This is a genomic window from Myroides odoratimimus, from assembly GCF_004337635.1.
Classification (GTDB): domain Bacteria; phylum Bacteroidota; class Bacteroidia; order Flavobacteriales; family Flavobacteriaceae; genus Flavobacterium; species Flavobacterium odoratimimum.
On the sequence record NZ_CP037427.1, the window covers coordinates 2410770 to 2428497 of the forward strand.

Sequence of the window (17728 nt, forward strand, 5' to 3'; positions counted from 1 at the left end):
AGTCAATAGTGAATCAATATAATTTAGTTAAGTTCGGTAGTTCGAATTTTGTCTTACTCTGGGAGCATTCTTGTTCTTGTTTCCCTTGATTTGAGTCCGTAGTGAGTCCGTAGTGAGTCCGTTATGAGTCCGTAGTGAGTCCGTTAAATCCAGTAAAAGAACGGACACAATATAGAGCTATAGCATTGTCATATAGTTTTTATACAAAACGAGACTAGAATATCATACGTACTTCAGTGCAATAGAGCGCTAATCCGAATCTTTGGATGATATGCGTTAGAAACTAAGTGTGGTTAATCTAATGCTAAGATAATATATTAGATCTATTATGATTAGAAAATAGTTTACTAATTAGGTTAGCGATAGGTACTAATATAAGGATAGTAGCTAGCCCAATAGTGTTATACCATAGATAATGAATAGGAGTAGTGATGTATAGGGTAATAATAGTGATTTGAGTTAGTAAAATGGTGTAAAACAAAGCTTTATTATTGTTTTTAAAGTACATGGTCACTAGTAAAATACCAAGTAGAGTTCCTGAAAACAGAGAAGAGTACGCCCATAGTATTTGGATAAGATTTAAAAATACGGGAATATTATATACTATAATCAGAGCAAGGATAATAATAATAAGCGTAATGATATCATGATATCTTTTGTTATCTGGATGAGGCAGAGCACTTGACTTGGTCTGAGATAACAGTTTTTTTGTTTTTTTTGATAGCCAATTTATTTCGTGAAATCCTATCGAAAGTAAACAGATAAAAAATAAAGCCATGATAACACCTGCTATCCCTGTGGGTACATGAAAGTTGATGAAGTGAAGAAGTATAAAGTCAGAATCATTCACTTCTACATTATGATTCGCCTTTTTAATTAATTTTTTTGCTTCTAGTTGAAGTTTATTTGCATTTTCTGTTAAGCTTAGTATTTGATCTTTTAGTATTTGATTACTATAGTTCTGATAGATTTGCCCACTATATAAGAAGCTAGCTTCTTTCTTTAAGTTCAATATTTTTTGATACTCTTGTTTGATTTGATCGTATTGTTCAGCATATTCAGATTGATAGACTGTGTGCACGTTATGAGGGTTATAATGTAAAGGTGCATCGTTAAACTGGTAAAATGTAAATAACACACACCCTGTCAATAGAATAAAGAAATGAAAAGGGACATTGAATAACCCATTGATAATCAATCCATCCTTAGTCTTATCAGAGTATTTACTCTGTCTATATATCTGTAGAATCTTTGTATCTATAGATAATAGGGCGACGAATAGTATAGTACCATTTACTAAACATTTAAGCAAGTCAAACTTATCTTTTAGAGCAAGATCGCTATCGATCACAGTAAGTTTATCAAAAGAGGCGGTGAAGCTTAATGTATCTTCTAGATACATACCTTCTGGTAGTTTGTATAATATGGTCAGAAAGATGATAGTCGTTATTATAATGGCGTATAATAACTGGTTTCGTCTAGGGAATAAATTGGTTTTGTTTTTAAAAAGAATGTTCAGAACGATAAAAATTGCACTTATGATTAAGAGTAAGATTTTGAAATCTATTTTTAATAAAATAGAGAGTATCATAGCCGTAGCATAGAATGTAATAGTAAGAACAAGTAATCTTAGGATTAGATAAATAATGCTGGTTAAGTAATAGACTCTTTTATTAGACTTCGCCTTGATGTATTCAAATGCGCTTTTAGTATTGTGTTTTTTGTATTTTGGGATAATTAAGAATATAACTATAAATACAGCTAAGGGAATACCTAGATACAGCTGTAGGAATGTCATTCCCTGTGAATAAGCTTGTCCTGGAAGAGAGATAAAAGTGTATATAAAAGATTGTACCGCTATAATCTTGAAACCATAGTGTAGTGTTGACTTTTCGTAAATAGAGTTGTTATCTGCTTTATTAAGTTTAAAGTGCTTAATGGTGATAACGATAAATAAAATTAGTATAAAAATACTCCAATCAATTGCATTCATTTCAACGAAATTAAGAAGGGATAAATAACAAATGATATTGTGGTACTGGCCTTTATATAGCTAGAATAGAATCTATGATCTTCTATAAAGAGTACAGTATAGATAAGTGTTTGTGTTCTGAAGTAGTTTTATTGATTAGTTTTAACTTTATAAAAAAAAGACTAGTAAAACCTATAAATAGGTTAACTAGCCTTTCTTCTACTACCATTTGACTATTTAAACCGAAATGGTAAATACAAAATTTGTGCCACTATTATATTGTAGGATTGTCTATATCCTCTTTTTTATTGACTATAACAATTCCCTTTTGTAATAATAAACTGTTAGGATAAGAGATCTTCTCGTTCTCTGTAGTGAGTAATATAGTACAGAATGCTTTGATATCAATGATTTTAGCTTCTATAGGGAAATCTTTGTCTTGTAATCTGATGGTATCTCCTATTCTAAATGGAAATGAGAAGAATAATAAGATTCCTGCTGTGATATTACTTAATAAAGACCACTGAGCGAACATCGCTACACCTATTACTGTAAATACAGATGTAAGTGTAACCATAAAATTCTCTGGTTGAACTCCCCAAATCGTTAGTACGAGAATTAAAAAAATAACCGATAAAAGTGTATTAAATAATCTGATAATCAGTAGTACTCGGCTATCTTTACGCTGCTCTTTAGTAGAGAAAGATCGGATGATATATCCTATTAACTTTCTACAAGGAATATATAGAACTAATGTAATTACAGTTGCTATAATTTCTGTGTAATATTCTTTTAGCATATTTAGTTTTTAATGAATTTTAGTAATTCCTCTACAAGTTCTTTAGTAGGTAAGCCTACTATATTAGTATAAGAACCATCTATTTTATCTATGCCTACTAATCCTATCCATTCTTGTATACCATAAGCCCCAGCCTTGTCATAAGGTTTGTATTGGTCTATATAGAAATAAAGGGCTTCATCAGATAGATCAGAGAAACTCACTTTAGTAATACAGTGGAATACACTTACGCTCTCCTTGCTCTTTAAACATACAGAACTGATTACTTCATGCTCATGACCACATAAGCTCTTTAGCATGGTATAGGCTTCATCTCTATTTTCAGGTTTGCCTAGTGAAGTATGATTATTCCACACAGTAGTATCACTGGTAATGATGATTTCGTTATCGTGTAATATTTCTATAGCATCAGCCTTTGCTTTTGCAATATAGTCAGTGATTTGTTCTCTTACTAGTTCTTCAGGATAAGACTCATCTATATCCGAAGCTCGGACTGTAAAAGAGAACCCTAAGTCCGTTAAATATTGTTTACGTCTAGGGGAGTTAGATCCTAGTACGATGTTATAATCCTTAAATAGCTTATTAAGCATAATATTTATTAGTCAAATTTAGCGTTAAAGTGTTGAAACCACTTTTGTTGTGTTTTCATGACTTGTTCGATCACATCTCTAACAGCCCCTCTGCCACCGTTAAGATGAGAGATATACTTAGAGATTCTTTTTATTTCTGGTGCAGCGTCCTGTGGAGCAGTAGGCAGTGCTACTTCTTGCATGATATGATAGTCTGGTATATCATCTCCCATGTATAATACGTTATCAGGATTGATATTATTAGCTGCTATATATTCTTTAAATACTTTTACTTTATCAGGTACTCCTAAGTAGATGTCTTTCACACCAAGGTTAGCAAACCTCGTACGCACACCTTCATTACTACCTCCTGAGATAATACATACATTATATCCATTTTCGATAGCAGCTTTCATCGCATATCCATCTCTAATGTACATATCTCTTAGTAAATTTCCTTCTTGTGTTACGTGAACAGTACCATCTGTTAATACACCATCTACATCAAATATGAACGTAGTGATGTCATTCATTATCTCTTTAAAATGTTTAGACATTAGTTATTTTGTATTGAATTAGTTATGAGTTGATATATTTCTTTTTTTATTGGGTCATTTAGCGCTTCTAGATGACGGTCTATAGTTCCTTGATCATTACGTGCAGCAGGTCCTGTCTGGGCTTCTCTAGGAGATAAAGTCTGAACCTTAGTAGCAGTTTCTAGAATTAGAGGCTTTAGAATGTCAAAGGGCACCATATTCTCTTTACAAATATCTTCACCTAGTTTAAAAAGATGATTGGTGAAGTTGTTTACAAATACTGCTGCTAGGTGTATAGACTGTCTCTGGTCAGTAGAGATTTTATATACTCTTTCAGAAAAAGATAAAGCTAACTTTTCTAAAAGTTCAAAATCTTGTTTGTTACTAGCTTCGATACAATAAGGGATAAGGCTGAAATCAACCTCCTTATCGATAGAGAAAGTCTGTAGCATATAGAAGACTCCTTTTCTACTTGTGGTAGCAATAGAGTTCATCGGCATTGTCCCAGAAGTATGAACCACAAATGCATCTTTTAAAGGGATGGTAGAGGATACTTCTTCTATAGCATCATCACTAATAGCAATGATAAAAATATCTGCAGGTTTTAGCTCATTGATATCTGAAATAATTTGATTGTGAGAGACTAAGTCCTTAACTTTGTTAGGAGTTCGTGCATACACTTGTTGTAAACAAATATTGTCGTGTTCTAAAAAGTTTAGTATCAAGTGTCGAGCAACTTTACCAGAACCTAAAATGGATATTGAAATCATAGCAGTGAAGTTTAGTATTTGTTTGTAAACAGATAGTGTGTAAAAATAATAATTTGTAATGAGAAAAGATATAGAAAACATAGAAGATATTAAGGTATTAGTAGATACCTTTTATGGAAGAGTACAGGAGAATGAGTTTATCGGCCCTATTTTTAATAGTAAACTAGAGGGGAGATGGCCTGAGCATTTAGAGAAAATGTACGCCTTCTGGCAAACTATTCTATTAGAAGAGTATACATATAGAGGAAAACCTTTTCCTCCTCATGCACAGCTACCTGTAGAAGGCGAGCATTTTGAAGAATGGAAGAGAATCTTTAATGGTACGGTGGATGAACTATATGAAGGAAAAATAGCTGATGAAGCGAAGTGGCGAGCAGAGCGTATGGCTGCGATGTTCTTAAGTAAAATAGAATACTTTAGAGAAGCAGGGATGAAGCCATTGGAGTAAAGAAGAATATAGTGTTATCATAAAACGGGGTTGCTTTGAATAGTAACTCCGTTTTTTTGTTAGTATCATATTGCTTTAATTTATCGCATTACTTTTTTTATTCTGTGTTAGATAATCTATAAACTTGTAGTATTAAATCAGTGCTTATGGATTTGTTTAGTGATTATAGTCAGGAGTTTACGAATATTCTTCCTTATGATGGAGAAGTAGATTACTATGGTATCGTATTTAATAAAGAGCAGTGTGACTATTATTACAATCAACTTTTGACTCATGTAGCTTGGCAATGTGATCAAGCTATCATCTTTGGGAAGAAAGTAACTACTAAGCGCAAAGTGGCTTGGTATGGCGATATTCCATTTAGTTATACTTATTCAAATATTACTAAGACTGCCTTGGTTTGGACGGAAGAGTTATTAGCATTAAAGAAAATAGTAGAAGAGAGGACAGGGGAGACTTATAATTCATGTCTTTTAAATTTATATCACACAGGAGAAGAGGGAATGGCGTGGCATAGCGATGGAGAGAAGGATTTAAAAAAACATGGAGCTATAGCTTCTCTGAGCTTTGGAGCAGTTCGTAAATTTGCTTTTAAACACAAAGAGAATGGTGTGAAAATAGATGTTATTTTGGATAATGGAAGCCTATTAGTAATGAAAGGGACTACTCAAGAAAATTGGCTACATAGATTACCTCCTACAAAAGTGGTTCATACTCCACGTATTAATCTTACCTTTAGAACCATCGAAATAAAAGAGTCTGTCTGATGAGAAAGGAGTCATTTAGTATACTGTCTAATGTGATAAAACAAGACTTGTGGAAGTCATTATCACTATTAGTACAAGAGCAGGTATTAGAAAATAAAGAAATGCTAATCTGCGAAGGAGAGGTAGCTGATAAGATAGTGTGGATAAAAAAGGGTGTTTTACGTTCTTATTTTCTATTAGAAAGTGGAGAAGAGCGTACATACTGTATCACCTTCGACGAAAGTATGATGACAGCGATGACTTCCTTTATATCAGGACAACCATCTAAAGAGAATATACAGTCTATAGGCAAAACAGAATTATATGTCCTCTATAAAGCAGATGTAGATAAACTATGTGTAGATAGTATAGTATGGACAAACTTCTTTAAACAGTTATTAGAAGAGCAGTTTATGGAATTAGAAGAAAAACTCTTCGATATCCAACGTCTAGATGCTAAAGATAGGTACCTGAAGTTACTTCAGAACTATCCTCACTATATTCAACAGATACCTGGTATATACTTAGCTTCATTTTTAAATATTACCCCAAGGCATTTGAGTAGAATACGCAAGGAAGTGAATTTATAGACCTATGTCCTCTAGGATGTGGTAAAAAGACAAGACTTTTGTTCTTTACAGTAATCATTTAAGATATGAATATAGATAAAGAACTATTAATAGCACTGTCTTTAAGTGCTTGGACACAGATACCTTATGATTCTCTTTTAGAGTCTAATCCTCAACAAATACGCATCACAGAAGAACGATTAATGCTAGAGGAGGGAGCTATAACTATACCTCATGATATCAGTGTATATAATCAAGTAATTTCTACAGCATATAATACTTCTCTTAAAATAAGAATATATAAGCCAAGAGAAATAGATAAACCCTTGCCTGTAGTCTTGTTCTTACATGGAGGAGCTTTTATTTTTGGAAGTCCAGAGCAGTATGATTTTCAGTTGCTAGATCTAGTGAGAGAGGCGCAGGTGATTATAGTATCTGTTGATTATCGATTAGCGCCAGAGCATCCTTTTCCGGCTGCTTTAGAAGATAGTGTAAGTGCTCTAGAATGGTGTTATAGCAATATAGAAGCAATAGGAGGAAATAAACAGAATATCAGTGTGATGGGAAGTAGTGCAGGGGGCACAATAGCTCTATCTCTTTTACACTTAAATAGAGATAGTAATATTATCCCTATAAGCAATGCTCTCATCCTATATCCTCCTACATCAGATGAGCTGAATACTCCTTCTATGCAGACTTATGCTCACGCACCTATGCAATCTAAGAAAAGTGCAACTTATATGTGGAAACATTATTTGTCAGGGGATAAGAATAAGTGGAGGGAATATGCAGTGCCTAATAAGATGCAGAACTACCAATCACTACCGTCTATGACAATGGTACTAGCAGAATATGATCCTCTAATAGATGAAGCAAAAGAGTATGTGACTTCTGTAGAGAGCAATGGAGGAAAAGTCACAGTCTTAGAAGTAAAAGGTGCTGTGCATACTTTTGATTTCTTTGAGTGTAAACTAACAGATGATTTTACAAAGTATAAGATAACGTATTATAAACAATTACACTTGAAGTAATTATCTTTGTTTTATAACTTATATTCAATGAACAAACTTATACAACATATCGAAAAATTCGTAGGGACTTTATCAGTACCTGAAGCAGATTCTATTTTATCTTATTTTGAGCTGATCAAGGTCAAAAAGAAAGAGATTCTTTTAGAAGCAGATATGCTTTGTGATAAGTTATTCTTTGTGGAAGTAGGGTGCTTGAGAAGTTATTATATGAAGAGTAATGGTGTAGAACAAACTATTGATTTTGCTATAGAGAATTGGTGGTTAACGGATAATATGGCTTTTGAACAGCATACGAATAGTAACTTCTATATTCAAGCAGTAGAGCAGTCAGAAGTAATCGTGATTACTAGAGAACAATTTGTTTTACTATTAGAGAAACACCCAATTATGGAGAAGTACTATAGACAAGTTTTTCAACGTGCATATGCTGCTGCTCAATATAGAGTGAAGTATTTGTACGAGTTTAGTAGAGAAGAGTTGTACTTCCACTTCGAAGAGAGATTTCCAGAGTTTATACAACGTATTCCTCAGTATTTAATGGCTTCTTATTTAGGGTTTAGCCCAGAGTATTTAAGTGAGATAAAGAAGAAGAGATTTTCTTAAACCTGTTTAAGTTTATTGATTAATCATAGCTTTAGATTTGTTGAAATTAAAAACAATAAAGTTACGATTATGAGAAAGACAATTTATGGTGTACAGCCTAAGGCGTATGAAGGAATGTTATTATTAGAAAAATACTTAAACGAATCAGAATTAACACCAATACATAAAGAGCTAATAAAGATTAGGGCATCTCAGTTAAATGGATGTGGGTACTGTTTAGATATTCATACACAAGACGCTTTAAAGCATGGAGAATCTGTTAGAAGATTATTAGTGTTAGCAGGGTGGCAAGAAACAGAGCTGTTTACAGAAGAAGAACGTGTGATTCTGGAGATGACTGAAGCGGTTACATTTATTCATCAAGGAGGAATTAGTGATACATTATATGCGCAAGCAGAAGAGTTATTTGGTGAAGTGTATTTAGCGCAACTTATTATGTGCATGGTTACTATTAATGCTTGGAATAGAATAGGAGTAGCTACTCATCTTAAAGCAAAATAGTAATTATAGAATAGAAGCGGGATAATGTATCCTGCTTTTTTATTATACAGAAGTATTTGTTTTTAGTCAAATATGCTTTCTTTTAGAGGGGAATAGAAAAAATAAATATCAAAAAAAGTAATATTGATTTACTTATTTAAGTATATCTATTTGATTAATAGAATGTTGATTCACTTCTGTTTTGTGGTTAAAAAAGAGGGATTATTTGTGAATAATTGTCGAAATATTCATAATTTTAGTAAAGACCTATTGAGAATAGGGAGTAGAGAGCGCAAAATTCTCTCATTACGTATTACCTAATTCATTAATATCTATTACTATGATAAAAGATTACTTGAATAAATTAGTAGGCATTCGCTTAAAAGGTAGAAAGAAAGAATTAATACTAGGTATAGTATTAGCTTATAATGATAAGTGGTTATTAACGAAGTGTAATTCGGTCGATTATATTATAGATGGGTATGAGTTGATAGCTGTGGATAAAATATCTACTATAGAGCGTGGAGAAAATATTGCTTTTATTGAAGAAGTACTGAAAGCAAAACATGTTGACTTTTATAGTAGCCCTATTCAGTTAAAAGACAATATTTTTGATACTTTAAAAGCTATTGGGAATAAATATGGTGCTTTTGGATTAGAATTTAAGGAAGAGGATTGTGTCTATGTAGGGAAGTATATGGATAGTGATGATAGTGAGTATTTTGCATTCGAAGAGTTATCTGCTTCAGGTGAATGGTTTGAGGAGATAGAGGAATTTAAGGTGTCTAAAATTTATAAGATTGACTTTGATGGAGACTATGTAGAGTCTTTATTATTGTATGCGAATAGAAAACTAAGTGAATAAGAGTATTAGAAAATTTTAATGGTAGTTCATACATAGACTTGCATGATTATTGCATGTCGTTATAAGTAATTAAAGATGATGAGAAACTAATTTAAAAAGATCTATTATGAAAAGAGTTTTAAGTTTATTGACAGTATTGCTTCTAAGTTTTGCAGTGTTTAGTTGTAGCAGTGATGACGATTATATTGATTTGTCAGAACATGCAGGTGGTTTTACTATGGTAAATGCCTATGAGAGTGAAGATGCGCTTATTTATGTTGCAGATGGTCGCCCTATTCAGAGTCCATATTATCCTCTGTTTTATCAGAGTGTAGGTTATGTGAATCTATGGCAAGGAAATAGATTAATAGACATCTATGGAGGTAATAAGGTCAAGCCAATTACTACAACTACGAAGAAGATAACTAGTGGGCAGTTTTATACTTCTTTTATAGGAGGGAACGAATCGAAGGTAATCCACTTTATAACAGAGGATAATGTTAAGAAAGCAACTCCTTTAAATGAAGTTAAGCAGTCAGGAGTTCGTTTCTTTAATTTGAGTTCGGATAATGTAGTAGCTACTGTTCAGTTTAATGATAAGACAGTAGTAAAAGAATTTGAAAATAGAGTTCAAGACAGTGAAACGACTGCTTTGAAAACACAGGAGTTTAACGCTTTAGATTCTAATACTTATGCTATTACGATTAAAGATAAGGATGGTAAGGTACTGGCAACTAGAAAAGATGTTGTGTTTAAACCTTCACAGTTTTATTCTATTATCTTGATTGGTGCAAAAGATAATGCGAAAAAGCCTTACTATATAGGTGTTGTAAATCAAGCTGTAAAGTAATAAAATAGTAACTTGTAATAAGAAGTCCTTTAAAGGTGTATTACTTTTAAAGGATTTTTTTTATGGATTGCATACAACAGTATCTCTTTTTAAATGATATATTTACTAGTAGAATCAATGTCTGTATAAACAGAAGGACAAGAGTATGAATAGTATGTTTGAAAATAAACAAATTGATATAGATACATTACCTCAAGTAGAGCAAGTAATGTTTAAAAACTTAGACTCTAGGTATCGAACAGTAGTTGGGGTAAGATTAATAATAATTTCTATTATTATCTTACTAATTGCTTTTACACCTTATATTTTTCAGTATTTGACGAGTGAACCTTTGTTGAATGAAGCATTGTTATACTCACTTATGGGATTAGGAGTTGTAATGATTATTCTGATATGTATTATCTCTATGAAGGGAGTAGCAATGAAAGGCTATGCGCTACGTGAGCAAGATATTATTTATAAAACAGGTATTATTAACAGATCTCAGACTGTTATTCCTTTTAATAGAGTGCAGCATGTAGGAGTATATGAAGGAGCCTTACTTCGAATGTTTAACTTATGTACGGTAGAGTTTTTTACTGCGGGAGGAGCTTTAGGTGATCTAAAAATCACAGGGATATCTAAAGAGGAGGGAGAGCGACTAAAAGCGTATGTTATACAGAAGATAACGAAGTCTCCTCAACAGGATTTAAGGACTAATCTAGATATTGTAGAACACTCACAGGAATCTGTTCATGGATAAGAATAGTTTTTATCAACCTACTAGACAAGCTACAATAGGAATCATTGCTAACTTTCTAAATGCCTTACAAAAAATAGTAAGAGCTTTTGTTCCTCTTATAGTACTATTTTTAGTGAATAAGCGTATAGAATTCCCTATTAGTATTTGGGGGATTGTGATAGGAGGAAGTGTTTTAAGTCTTGGAATAGCTTATCTGAGTTATCGCAACTTCTTGTTTTATATTGATGAAGAAACTAATTCATTTATCATTCAAAAAGGGATTATCAATAAATCGAAAGTTACTATTCAACTAGAGAAAATACAGCAGGTGAATCTCAATCAGAGTTTTATTAATAAAATAATCAATGTGTACTCTGTAGAAATAGACTCTGCAGGTAGTAAAGATAAAGAAGCTACTATCCCTTCTATGGCTTTATCAGATGCTGATGCATTGAAACAGATACTGCTAAATTATAAGAATGAACAAGTAATAGACGATACTTCAACAGATACAATAGATAGAGAACAGAAGCTTATAGAGCAACAAAAAAACACAAAACAAATAAGTATACTTACACTTCTAAAAGTTGGTATTACTTCTAATTACTTATATACATTAGGGTTGATACTTGTATTCTTTAATATGGTGTATGATTCGATTGTGAGAAGCATCTCTATAGAAGAGTATATCGATAAAGAAGAGGTGACAAGCTATATAGAGGGAGGGATGTCTTTGGTCGCTTTTCTATATTTAATTGTGTTTTTAGTTATCACTGTGTTAGTAGTGAATGTGATCCGTACATTATTAAAATTCTGGGACTTTAAAGTTACATTTTCGAATAAGACTTTGTTATTATCTCATGGATTACTGTCTACTAGGAATACGATTATTAGGCCAGAACGAGTTCAAAAGGTTGAAATAGAACAGAATTATTTTCAGAAGTTATTTGATATCTGCAGTCTAAAGATAAGTCAGGTGGCAGGAGAAGAGGGAGATAATAAAAAGTCTGGGTTACAAATACCTGGTTGTTCTACTCAGGAGAGAGAAGACCTATTTAAAATAGTAATGTCTAAAGAAGAGAAAAAAGAGTATACTACTGTTCTAAAGTATAATTATAGATACCTAGGTTTTAGAGTATTCTTATTTATAGTTCTTCCTTTAGTCTTTTTAACCTTGTTTTTTAGATCAAATTTTAGTTCTGCTATGTTTATAGGAACAGTAGTGAGTTATAGTGTGATTATGCTACTAGCACTGTATAGACTTTATAGTGTAGGGAGGTTAAGAGTAAGTGAAGATTTTATAATGATAAGAAGGGGGATATGGGATATCTCTTATATTTATATAGAACCACATAAGGTACAGAAGATTGTCTTGTCTCAGTTATGGTGGCAACAGTCAGCAGATGTAGGTAGCTTAAAGCTTTATACTGCTGGAGGAACAGTGTCTTTTAGTACTACTCAGTATAGTGAGTTAGTGAAGTTAAGAGATAAATGGCTTTATCAGGTAGAATCATCAGCATTACACTGGATGTAATAAGTATAAAAAAACGAGGGAATACATACTATTCCCTCGTTTTTTATTCCTCTTCTTGTACTTTTTTTAAAGCACGGTTTAAGGTACGTGTAGTGATACCTAGATAAGAAGCCATATCTTCTTTAGAGATATGTACTTGTTCTTTCTCTTGTAGCTCTAACAGTTTTTCTAGTGCGTGTTCTACTGTATAAAGTTGTTGAAAAGATGCTCTTTCGCTAGTATGAAACACTCTTAATGCTTCTACTTCTAGTAGGGTGTTATTAAAGGTTATATCTGTTTTTAATAAATGTTCAAATACGGATAGAGGAATGATATAAGCACTTACGGGTGTTATAGCTTCTACTGAGCATAGACAGTTTTTTTTACCAATAAACTCTATCTCTCCCATTATCTCTCCTGTACTTAAGAACTCAGGGATATATTCCTTACCATTTTCTTCTGTGATATAGCATTTAGTAATCCCTTCTTTAATAACAATAACCTTAGTAACAGGATCACCCTGATGTAGTAGAACTTCTTTAGGCTTATAAGGTTGCAATAAAATTTTGTCATTAAAAACATCAGTCTGTGCCAATGATTCAATGTATGATAGAAAGTCAATATTTATTCTTAACATTTTTTTATAGCATTAAGGACAAATGTCCTATGTGAGTTATACAATAATAGTGATTTTTGCAGTATCAAAATTAAGTATTAATACTTATTAATTTAAATGAATTAAGGAGTTTTATACTAAGATTAAGAAGAATGCTGTGCTAGTGTTTTCATTAATTAAATTTGATAAGTTTTTTTCAATTATATATTACAAAGTGATAAGTGTTTTTTAAAATTAAAACGGGAGAGCAAGGTAAGTGGTGTTTTCCCGTTTTCTTATGTAAATGTAGAATTGAATTATTTTAGAACAATTTTGTGTTGTTTATTTGTTGTAGACAGCATTTATATAAATAATTGTGTTACGTGTGTTTAAAAAAGCAGGGAGAGTAGTGTGCACTACTCTCCCTGCTTTTTTATTTATTATAACTCTTTGATTCTAGCTGTTTAGCTGTAAATTGATAAAATGAAATAGCTTCATCTACATACTTAGATTGTACATCATCTATTGGAGTAAGAGGAGTTACTAGATTATTAACAGTCTGAGTATTGAATCCATATTGTCTTACCTTTTGATTAGGACTAAGGATGGTTAATGTGTTGTCTCGGATATAACCTAAATCTTGATAAGTAGCTATAAAGGCTCTTGGTTTATAATCTGCTTGTAAAACATTAGTTCCAAAAAATTTAGAGTCATATTTAAAGTTAAGTATACCTAATAAGGTAGGCATGACATCTATCTGTGAGATCATTTGATCAAATTGTTGTGGGGTAAGCCCTTTAGGAGCATATATCATAGCAGGTATTCTATATTTATCTAGAGGTAGCTGTGTCTTACCCGCACTAGAAGCACAGTGGTCAGCTAAGATCACAAAGATGGTATTATCATACCATGGTTGTTCTTTAGCTAATGCAAAAAATTCTTTGATTGCATAGTCAGTATATCTAACTCCTTTATCTCTAGCACTAGTAAGGTCAGAGGTATCTAATACTCCATCAGGATAAGTGAAAGGTCTATGGTTACTTACAGTCATGATATGATTAAAGAAAGGTTTGCCTTGTTGATATTCTTCATTCATTACTTCTATGGCTTTCTTAGCCATATCTCCATCAGCTACACCCCATACATTCTGAAAGGTAATCTGATCAGGCTTAAAATCACACTTATCTACGATGTTGTAATTATTGCCTTCGAAGAAGTCTTGCATATTGTCAAAATAAGCATCTCCTCCGTATAGGTACTTGACTGTGTATCCATTTTTAGCAAATACACTTCCTGTTGTAAATTTGTCTTTATTGTCTTTACGCTTTACAACGCTTTCACCAGGAGAAGGTGGTATAGACATCGTTATAGCTTCTAGCCCACGTACAGTTCTGTTACCAGTAGCATATGTAGAGGTAAAGAATAAGCTTTTCATCGCTAGACTATCTAAGAAAGGAGTAAGTTTATTTGTATTGCCATAAAACTCCATAAAGTCTGCACTAAGGCTCTCTATGCTTATGAGGACTACATTTTTTTTGATAGTTGTACTATCACTATTGATATGTCTAAGAAGTGAAGGAGCTCCGTTATATTGAGGGTAGAATTGTTTAATATTTTTAGCTAGTTCATCATCAGGTAGCGTATTGTAGAACTTAAAATAATCAATGACACTGTTATTAAAAGCTTGATAGAATTTAAAAACCCCATTACTTTCTAATTCTTCAGCGAATATATTATCTGTATTTAGAGGAGTCATTACCTTAGTAATAGCGGATAAAGAAATTCCAAATACAAGTAAATAAACAATACTAAGTATAACCTTATTTTTCAATGGAGCAAGATGTTCTATAACATACTCTGTTTTTTTGAAAATGTAATATGTAGTTAATAATGTGATTAAAGCGATGATGCTAAATAATGGAACCACTGGATAAGACTCCATAATATTACCAATGACCTCATTAGTATATACGAGATAATCAACTGCGATAAAGTTATATCTAACACCAAACTCATTCCAAAAAAAGAATTCACTCACTGTGTTTTGCACAAGGATTAATACGAAGATAAATAATGTAAGAGCATAACTTATTTTTCGAACGGTTGTTCTATGTTGAGGTAAGAAAAGACAGATGCCGAATAACACTGTTTTTATAGATAAGAAGGTAATAGCTATCTCAGGAAGTACACCGCCATATTCTGATATAATAGTTTTGCCAAAGGTAACCCATCCCCATAAACCTAATAGGATAGCGAATATGATATATCCATAGGGTTTATTATACTTCTGATTTGAAAAGAAAATAAAGTAGAGCCAAAATATAAAATATCCTATACTGAATATGAGAATATCACGGATAAAACCTAGCACAAATACAGATAATACTTCTCCTGAGGTAAAAGTAGAAGTGGTTATAGGGTGATTAATTAATACAATGCGGAGTACAAAATTCAGTAATAAGTAAAAACAAAGTAAGTATTTATACGGAATAAAGAATGATGGATTGTTTGACATAGTGATTGAGTTTTTTGTGTAATCTGTTTTGTGTTTTTCTCTATAACAATAAAGTAATATGTCTTATTGTGTTTTTAATGTTATTATTTTGATAATAATTAATTGAAGGTGTGTTTATTTTTAATTTAATATGTTAATGCTTTGTTTTAATTGGATTTAATATAGTCATCTTGGTGTTGTATATGAAATATAACGAGTATAGAGTGGTTGGTATAAAATTAGAAGTGGAATAGGTCTAAATCTAAAAGTGGACTAGTCTTTCCTTTTTCTTTCCTTCTATTTTTGAAATATCTATCATAAATAAACAAAGAGAAAATGGAAATTAGACACAACTGGACTAAAGCTGAGATTCAATCAATATATGATACTCCTTTATTAGAATTAATTCATCAAGCTTCTTTAGTACATCGTCAATATCACAATCCAGAGGAAGTACAAGTAAGTACTTTATTGTCTATTAAAACAGGAGGGTGTGTAGAGGATTGTTCTTACTGTGGACAGGCAGCTAGATATCATACAGATATAAAGGTACAGCGACTACTGCCTTTAGAGACTGTATTAGGCACTGCTAAAAAAGCAAAGGAAGCAGGGTCTTCTCGATTTTGTATGGCAGCTGCATGGAGAGAGGTAAGAGATAACAAAGACTTCGATAAAGTACTTGATATGGTTAAAGGTGTAAATGAAATGGGATTAGAAGTCTGTTGTACTTTAGGAATGTTAACAGAGGAACAAGCTAAAAGATTACAAGAGGCTGGCTTATATGCTTATAATCACAATTTAGACACCTCAGAAGATCACTATGACAAGGTTATCTCTACTCGTACATTTTCTAATCGTATTAATACTATTGATAATGTACGCAAGGCAGGTATAACAGTATGTTCAGGAGGTATAATTGGTTTAGGAGAAAATGATGTAGATAGAATATCTATGTTGCATACCTTAGCTACTATGGATACACATCCAGAATCTGTACCTATTAATGCTTTAGTACGTGTAAAAGGGACACCTATGGAAGAAATGCCTAAAGTAGAAACTTGGGATATGATCAGAATGATTGCTACAGCTCGTATTGTGATGCCTACTACTATGGTGAGGTTAAGTGCTGGGCGTATAGAAATGTCTGATTATGAACAGGCAATGTGTTTTATGGCTGGAGCTAACTCAATGTTTTCAGGAGATAACGAAACATTATTAGTGACTCCTAATCCTAGTCTATCATCAGACCAAAGATTATTGAATAACTTAGGGTTGAAACCAATGCTATCTAAAAAAGAAGTAGAAGTATAAAAGATATTTTTATTTATAATATGTACTGAGAGTCTTAATCAATGTGATTAAGGCTCTTTTTGGTTAAAAAGTAGAATAATTGTTTAAAGTAGCTATTTAGGAATAGTTTTTGTCTGTAAAAATATTGATAATGTGTTTAGAGTATAGATAAGGTTTTATAAGTATTGAAAAGGTTTTTTTGAAATACTTAGGTGTTATATCGTGTTTTAGGTGAGATATGATGTATTTTATTGATGTAGAGTGAGTTATTGTGTTTGTAGATTCCAGAGCTAGTGACGGTAGGGACTGTTGTTTTGTAAGCTCTGGAATCTCTTTTTTAAAGCTAATACTCATGTCATGGCTTTTACTGTATTTGTATATTGCTAAGGTGTTTTATTAATGAGGTTTGAGATATTATAACGTTTTTGTTGATGTAATCTCTAGTTTTAATAAAAATAGTAGATGCCTTTTATGAAAAAAGAGGTATTAGGAGTTAAAAATAATTTGCGATATATAGTGGAAATAGAGGTCGAAGAGATATAAAAGTTAAAAAAACAGATCAAAATGTAGAATTATAATCTTTTATGTCTTTAAAAAAGCAACAAAAAATTAAGGTAATTCTTGTTGTTGTTTTTTATTGTATTTCTGGTTATTCGTGATTTGTTTGTGGATATTAGTGTTAATAAGGTTAAAGTACTGTGTTTAGTTTGTTATATTATAAATGTTAACTTTTTGTATTGCTAAAAAAGTTTCTAATATTAGAATAAGATTAGGGTTATTCCATTAAGTTAGAAGTTAATATGTAGAATTTTTATGATTTATGTCATATTGATGTGAAAACTACGGTTATACATTTGTCTCAGAAAATAAAAGATAAGGTAACAATGTCGGAGTTACC

General features: G+C 32.1%; 18 protein-coding genes. 11 read left to right on the forward strand and 7 right to left on the reverse strand.

Annotated features, from left to right (window positions below; genetic code table 11):
- Positions 1-304 precede the first annotated feature (304 nt).
- From E0Z07_RS10910 to E0Z07_RS10930, 5 genes are all read right to left on the reverse strand, one after another.
- Positions 305-1993, reverse strand: a complete 1689-nt coding sequence (locus tag E0Z07_RS10910) for an SLC5/6 family protein (protein WP_131540740.1) — start codon at positions 1991-1993, stop codon at positions 305-307.
- Positions 1994-2246: 253 nt separating this feature from the next.
- Entirely contained in the window at positions 2247-2771 is a 525-nt protein-coding gene (locus E0Z07_RS10915) for a mechanosensitive ion channel domain-containing protein (RefSeq protein WP_006263195.1), read from the reverse strand.
- A gap of 2 nt (positions 2772-2773) precedes the next feature.
- Positions 2774-3361, reverse strand: a complete 588-nt coding sequence (locus tag E0Z07_RS10920) for a Maf family nucleotide pyrophosphatase (RefSeq protein ID WP_006263196.1) — start codon at positions 3359-3361, stop codon at positions 2774-2776.
- Positions 3362-3369: 8 nt separating this feature from the next.
- The gene (locus E0Z07_RS10925; RefSeq protein WP_006263197.1) at positions 3370-3897 is read right to left on the reverse strand and encodes a KdsC family phosphatase; all 528 of its coding nucleotides are present in this window, start codon (positions 3895-3897) and stop codon (positions 3370-3372) included.
- The gene (locus E0Z07_RS10930) at positions 3897-4646 is read right to left on the reverse strand and encodes a Rossmann-like and DUF2520 domain-containing protein (protein ID WP_058700031.1); all 750 of its coding nucleotides are present in this window, start codon (positions 4644-4646) and stop codon (positions 3897-3899) included. Before E0Z07_RS10930 ends, E0Z07_RS10925 begins: the two co-directional genes overlap by 1 nt.
- A gap of 58 nt (positions 4647-4704) precedes the next feature.
- On the opposite strand from E0Z07_RS10930, the gene E0Z07_RS10935 reads away from it, so the two are divergent.
- The 10 genes from E0Z07_RS10935 to E0Z07_RS10980 all read left to right on the forward strand — a co-directional run bounded on the left by E0Z07_RS10935 (position 4705) and on the right by E0Z07_RS10980 (position 12472).
- On the forward strand, positions 4705-5094 hold the full coding sequence (locus E0Z07_RS10935) for a group III truncated hemoglobin (protein ID WP_006259418.1): 390 nt from the start codon (positions 4705-4707) through the stop codon (positions 5092-5094).
- 146 nt (positions 5095-5240) lie between these two features.
- Positions 5241-5861 carry an alpha-ketoglutarate-dependent dioxygenase AlkB family protein gene (locus tag E0Z07_RS10940; protein ID WP_006263199.1) on the forward strand — a complete coding sequence of 207 codons (621 nt, stop codon included), beginning with the start codon at positions 5241-5243 and terminating at the stop codon, positions 5859-5861.
- Entirely contained in the window at positions 5861-6430 is a 570-nt protein-coding gene (locus E0Z07_RS10945) for a Crp/Fnr family transcriptional regulator (protein WP_006263200.1), read from the forward strand. The genes E0Z07_RS10940 and E0Z07_RS10945 overlap by 1 nt, the downstream gene beginning before the upstream one ends.
- A 65-nt stretch (positions 6431-6495) precedes the next feature.
- On the forward strand, positions 6496-7440 hold the full coding sequence (locus tag E0Z07_RS10950) for an alpha/beta hydrolase (protein ID WP_006263202.1): 945 nt from the start codon (positions 6496-6498) through the stop codon (positions 7438-7440).
- A 27-nt stretch (positions 7441-7467) separates the two neighbouring features.
- Positions 7468-8043 (forward strand): Crp/Fnr family transcriptional regulator, encoded by a 576-nt coding sequence (locus tag E0Z07_RS10955; protein WP_006263203.1) that lies wholly within the window; start codon positions 7468-7470, stop codon positions 8041-8043.
- 69 nt (positions 8044-8112) lie between these two features.
- Complete coding sequence (locus tag E0Z07_RS10960; protein ID WP_006259413.1) at positions 8113-8544, forward strand: carboxymuconolactone decarboxylase family protein; 432 nt, start codon at positions 8113-8115, stop codon at positions 8542-8544.
- 319 nt (positions 8545-8863) lie between these two features.
- On the forward strand, positions 8864-9388 hold the full coding sequence (locus tag E0Z07_RS10965) for a hypothetical protein (RefSeq protein ID WP_006259412.1): 525 nt from the start codon (positions 8864-8866) through the stop codon (positions 9386-9388).
- A 106-nt stretch (positions 9389-9494) separates the two neighbouring features.
- Entirely contained in the window at positions 9495-10217 is a 723-nt protein-coding gene (locus tag E0Z07_RS10970; RefSeq protein WP_058699484.1) for a DUF4397 domain-containing protein, read from the forward strand.
- A gap of 145 nt (positions 10218-10362) precedes the next feature.
- The gene (locus E0Z07_RS10975; RefSeq protein ID WP_006263205.1) at positions 10363-10959 is read left to right on the forward strand and encodes a PH domain-containing protein; all 597 of its coding nucleotides are present in this window, start codon (positions 10363-10365) and stop codon (positions 10957-10959) included.
- Complete coding sequence (locus E0Z07_RS10980; RefSeq protein WP_006263206.1) at positions 10952-12472, forward strand: PH domain-containing protein; 1521 nt, start codon at positions 10952-10954, stop codon at positions 12470-12472. Before E0Z07_RS10975 ends, E0Z07_RS10980 begins: the two co-directional genes overlap by 8 nt.
- A 43-nt stretch (positions 12473-12515) precedes the next feature.
- Here E0Z07_RS10980 and E0Z07_RS10985 read toward each other — a convergent pair whose 3' ends face one another.
- Both E0Z07_RS10985 and E0Z07_RS10990 read right to left on the reverse strand, forming a co-directional pair.
- Complete coding sequence (locus E0Z07_RS10985) at positions 12516-13088, reverse strand: Crp/Fnr family transcriptional regulator (RefSeq protein WP_006259408.1); 573 nt, start codon at positions 13086-13088, stop codon at positions 12516-12518.
- A gap of 391 nt (positions 13089-13479) precedes the next feature.
- Positions 13480-15561 (reverse strand): LTA synthase family protein, encoded by a 2082-nt coding sequence (locus tag E0Z07_RS10990; protein ID WP_006265020.1) that lies wholly within the window; start codon positions 15559-15561, stop codon positions 13480-13482.
- A gap of 315 nt (positions 15562-15876) precedes the next feature.
- On the opposite strand from E0Z07_RS10990, the gene bioB reads away from it, so the two are divergent.
- On the forward strand, positions 15877-16851 hold the full coding sequence (bioB, locus tag E0Z07_RS10995) for a biotin synthase BioB (RefSeq protein WP_006259406.1): 975 nt from the start codon (positions 15877-15879) through the stop codon (positions 16849-16851).
- Positions 16852-17728 lie beyond the last annotated feature (877 nt).